At 55.5% G+C, this 2754-nt stretch carries 2 protein-coding genes; one reads left to right on the forward strand and one right to left on the reverse strand.

Annotation, left to right across the window (positions count from 1 at the left end; all coding sequences use genetic code 11):
• Nucleotides 1-71 precede the first annotated feature (71 nt).
• On the reverse strand, nucleotides 72-563 hold the full coding sequence (gene pedF, locus INT22_RS07445) for a cytochrome c-550 PedF (RefSeq protein WP_051626379.1): 492 nt from the start codon (nucleotides 561-563) through the stop codon (nucleotides 72-74).
• 261 nt (nucleotides 564-824) lie between these two features.
• Between pedF and INT22_RS07450 the strand changes: the two genes are divergently transcribed.
• Complete coding sequence (locus INT22_RS07450; protein ID WP_226912491.1) at nucleotides 825-2726, forward strand: methanol/ethanol family PQQ-dependent dehydrogenase; 1902 nt, start codon at nucleotides 825-827, stop codon at nucleotides 2724-2726.
• The last annotated feature ends 28 nt before the right edge of the window (nucleotides 2727-2754 follow it).

Here is a 2754-nt window from a genome sequence, read left to right on the forward strand (position 1 = left end):
GAACGTCGCGGCGAGCCGTTGTAACGTGATGATGGAGGTTAGGGTTGCCATGGTGCCTCCCAGCGTTGGGATTATTGTCCAGTCGTTTCCATACTTACCGTTTCTAACCATGTGCGAATGGCCCACAGCCCTTCTTGGCTAACGTAATCGGACATGCGCGGCATTAGCACACGGCCGTTGCGCTCGGCGCCATTGGTGACTAGCTCTTTGAACCACTCATCGCCCCATGCGCCGTTTTCCAACTCGCGCAGGTCGGGAGCGATGCCGCCGGATTTCGCTTCTAGTCCGTGGCAAGCGGCACAGTTGCTGTTGTAAGCGCGGGCACCAATATCGATGGCGAGCTCTTGCTGGGGATGATCCCGGTAGGGGTTCTCTTCCCGCCATTCGTCGCCTAAGCGCTCGAGGTCTTTAATATCAACGGCTTGAGGGGTCACGCTGCCGTGAGACCAGGCCAGCGGCGAAGCCAGCAACGCGGCAAGGGCGATAGCACCCACTTGGCTGCTGAGGCGTAAGGGCAGTTTTGCGGAGGTTGTTTTTGTCAGTACGGTTTTTGTAATAGTCATGGGAAATGCTCCTCAGAGGATCAATGTATCGTCACTTGAGTGAGCTTAGGCAGGCAGGCCTTCCGAACCTATAGCACCTTAGGCATCGCTAGGCTCCTCCTTTGGAAGTAGTGCTAAATCAGGATGAGAACGCGACTGGAGGGGTAGATTGGTTTGTTATCTGAGCTTCTAAGCTGGACTTAGTCTTGCTGGCACCACGCAAGCAGCAGCTTGGCCGCTTTGCAGCCATTGCATTGTGATCATTACTCGGATGGAAAACCCATGACAGACGCTATCAATAACAACACGTCAGCCCGCAAAATTTCGTGGCCCTTTCGCCTGCGTACACTCACCGCCGCCGTTGCTTACGCTTCTGCCTTAGGCGTCGGGGGCATTGCGCTGACAGCCCACGCCAGCGAGGTGACCTGGGACGATATTCTCAATGACCATAACAACACTGAAACGGTGTTGATGTACGGCATGGGCGTGAAAGCACAGCGCTATAGCCCGCTTAATCAAATTAACGCAGATAACGTCGAGATGCTGACCCCAGCGTGGTCTCACTCGTTTGGCGATGAAATGCAGCGTGGCCAGGAGTCTCAGGCGCTGATTCATGAAGGCGTTATTTATGTCACTGGCTCCTATTCACGTATTTTTGCTATTGATGCGCGCACTGGCCAGCGGCTGTGGTCATACAACCATCGCCTGCCCAGCGATATTCGCCCCTGCTGTGACGTAGTGAACCGCGGTGCGGCCATTTACGGCGATAAGGTATTCTTCGGCACGCTGGATGCTGGCATCGTGGCGCTGAACAAAGACACCGGTGAGGTGGTGTGGCGCGAGCGCTTTGGTGACCACCGCGCGGGCTACACCATGACCGGTGCGCCAACGATTGTAGAAGATAGCGAAACAGGTCGCGTGTTGCTGATTCATGGCTCTTCGGGAGATGAGTTCGGCATTGTGGGTAAGCTGTATGCCCGTGACCCTGATACCGGTGAAGAGATTTGGATGCGGCCCTTTGTTGAAGGCCATATGGGGCGTCTGAACGGTGAAGAGAGTACCCCAACGGGTGATGCTAGCGCGCCCTCCTGGCCCGATGACCCAGACAGCGAAACCGGCAAAGTACAAGCCTGGAGCCAAGGTGGCGGTGCGCCGTGGCAGAGCGCCAGTTTCGACCCTGATACCAATACCATCATCATTGGTGCCGGTAATCCTGCTCCCTGGAATGGCTGGGCACGCACCTCGGAAGACGGCGACCCGTCTGACTACGACAGCCTTTACACCTCTGGCCAGCTAGGGATCGACCCTTCGACTGGCGAAGTGAAGTGGTTCTATCAGCACACGCCCAACGACACCTGGGACTTCTCAGGCAATAACGAAATCGTCTTGTTTGAGTACGAAGATGAGAATGGCCGAACGGTGAATGCAGGAGCCCACGCTGACCGTAATGGCTTCTTCTATGTCACTGACCGCACCAACGGCGAGCTCATCAACGCCTTCCCGTTTGTCGATAACATTACCTGGGCTACCCATATTGACCTGGAAACTGGTCGCCCGGTTGAGGCTGAAGGCCAGCGCCCACCGCGCTTGGAAGAGGGACAAACCCGTTCTGAGCCTGTTGAAGTTTCACCACCTTTCCTTGGTGGTAAAAACTGGAACCCAATGGCTTACAGCGAAGACACAGGCCTGTTCTACGTACCGGGTAACCACTGGAAAGAAGATTACTGGACCGAGGAAGTTGAGTACGTGGAAGGCGCAGCTTACCTGGGTATGGGCTTCCGCATTAAGCGTATGTACGACGACCACGTCGGTATTCTACGCGCTGTTGATCCGGTCACCGGTGAGTACGCTTGGGAGCATAAAGAGCCTATGCCGCTGTGGGCAGGCGTGCTAGCTACCCACGGTGATCTGGTGTTTACCGGTACTGGCGATGGTTACTTAAAAGCATTCCATGCAGAAACCGGTGAAGAGCTTTGGAAGTTCCAGGTAGGTACCGGCATCATTTCACCACCGGTTACTTGGGAGATGGACGGTGAACAGTACATTGGTGTTACCGCAGGTTATGGCGGCGCGGTTCCGCTATGGGGCGGTGATATGGCTGAACTGACGCGGCCGATTGCTCAGGGCGGTTCGTTCTGGGTCTTTAAGCTGCCGTCTTTCGTTCAAGATTTGGCTAACCGTTAAGTTATCGACCCCTCTTGGGCGGCTTTTG

The organism is Halomonas sp. 3D7M, from assembly GCF_014897885.1.
In the GTDB taxonomy this organism is placed as follows: domain Bacteria; phylum Pseudomonadota; class Gammaproteobacteria; order Pseudomonadales; family Halomonadaceae; genus Vreelandella.

Bases quoted from the DNA above. Each gene is read 5' to 3' on its own strand.
- INT22_RS07450 (WP_226912491.1), top strand. From the start codon at position 825: ATGACAGACGCTATCAATAACAACACGTCAGCCCGCAAAATTTCGTGG.
- pedF (WP_051626379.1), bottom strand. From the start codon at position 563: ATGACTATTACAAAAACCGTACTGACAAAAACAACCTCCGCAAAACTG.